Annotated in this window: 2 protein-coding genes; both read right to left on the bottom strand. The window is 70.1% G+C overall.

Annotated features, from left to right (window positions below):
- On the bottom strand, positions 1 to 751 hold a 751-nt coding region (locus HUK82_RS16390), incomplete at its 3' end, for a PDZ domain-containing protein (protein WP_317134867.1).
- Positions 748 to 1,643, bottom strand: an 896-nt coding sequence (locus HUK82_RS16385) for an RNB domain-containing ribonuclease (RefSeq protein ID WP_176614935.1), incomplete at its 5' end; no start/stop codon positions are given. The genes HUK82_RS16385 and HUK82_RS16390, both read right to left, overlap by 4 nt.

Below are 1,643 nucleotides of genomic sequence, written 5' to 3'. Positions count from 1 at the left end.
AATCCGGTGCGCCCTGCAGAAGCGCCTGCACGCGGGCCGCTGAGTCGCCCTCTACCGCATGCCCGTTGACCGCGACCACGATCTGTCCGGTGTTCAGGCCCGCCGGCCAGGCGGGACCGTTGGTGTTCACCCCCGCGATCACCACCCGCTCCCCATCACGGGCAAGGGTCAGGCCGACATCGGCCGCACCCCCGTCCCGCGCGGCGCGGTCGGCGGTCGCGGGTGTCGGCGCGACATAGCGCGAGTAGGGATCGAGGTGATTGAACAACTCGTCGAAAAAGGACTGGGTCAGGCCGTCGCCGCCACCCGATCGCAGGGTCGCCGATGCCTGCCATGCCTCCTCCGCGAAGCGCGTGACCAGGGCGGCCCATCCGTTCGTATCGTCGGGCGCGGGCCGTGGGAGGGAGACCAGCGCGGTCTGCCCATTCTGCAACACGACCGTGGGAACGGCCCGGCCGGTCGGCGCGGGGGCCACGACACTCAGCGCCGGGTCGAGCGCGCCCAGCCCGTTGAGGCCCCACAACGCGAAATCGCTGGCCGGATGTGCCTCAAGCGTGCGGGGGCCGAGAAAGGTCAGCGCGGTCGCAATGACCGCCGAGAATTCCGTGGCATCGAAACCGCCGGCTGACGCCCCGCCCGTCGCGGGCGTCTGGGCGCGCGCCGCGTGCGGACGCCACGCAACGGGCGAGGCCAGCAGGCTTGCGACCATCACAAGGCGCAGCGGCAGCCCCAGAAACGGCGCGCCGGTCACGACCCCCCAGCCTCGACAAAGGGGCCCGGCGCGGGGACCAGCGTCACCACGCAGCCCCCGGAACCGAAGCCTGGGCGCACATGCACCCGGGTGCCCCACGGAAAGGATACGCCCGACGATCTCGCGATCAGACGCTGGTGGCGTTCGTCGATCGTCCACGAATCAGAAGGCAGGGCAGAAGAAGGAAGCACGCCAGTCACGCCAGTTTCACACAGCTCAACGCTTAGTCCTAAAACACTCATGGAGCCTATAGAGCCCGTCAATGTCGTGTCGGTTTTATCACGCAGATATGCAAATATGTGACGGTCGGCCAGCGCGCGCATCGCGTCCTGCCCGGCGCGCTCCCGCGCATTGAGGTGCGCTGCCAACGCCGCCCCGTCCGACCGGTCCGCGTCAACCGGGGCGAGACCCGCGAGGACGTGAAACAGGGCACGCTGCACCACCAGATCGGCATAGCGTCGGATCGGGCTTGTGGCATGGGTATAGACCTTCAGCCCCAACCCGGCATGGCGGCCGGGCACGGCCGCGTAGGTAGCACGCGCCTGCGCCCGCAGGAGCAACGCCTGCACCGCCGGGTCGTCATCGGAGCCCCGGGCCAGCGCCGTCATGTCGGCCCATGTCAGCGTCCGTTCGCTGTCCGCCCAGCGGCCCAACCCGGCCAGTGCACGCGCCAGCCCGCGCCGCCGGTGCGGTGAGGGCAACGGATGATGCCGGAACATCGCCGTTCCACCGCCGGCATCGGACAGGCACCGCGCGATCACCGCATTGACCGCAACCATCAGGCGTTCGATCACACCGTGCGTCCGCAGCCGGGGGCGTCGGCACGGGCGAAAACCGCCGGGCGCGCCGGGTTCCGGCACGAACGTGATCTCCCGCGCGGCCAGACCAAGCG

Source organism: Ameyamaea chiangmaiensis (assembly GCF_013376175.1).
In the GTDB taxonomy this organism is placed as follows: Bacteria; Pseudomonadota; Alphaproteobacteria; order Acetobacterales; family Acetobacteraceae; genus Ameyamaea; species Ameyamaea chiangmaiensis.
Note: the sequence above shows the minus strand (reverse complement) of the source record. Positions and strands in the feature narration are given on the sequence as shown.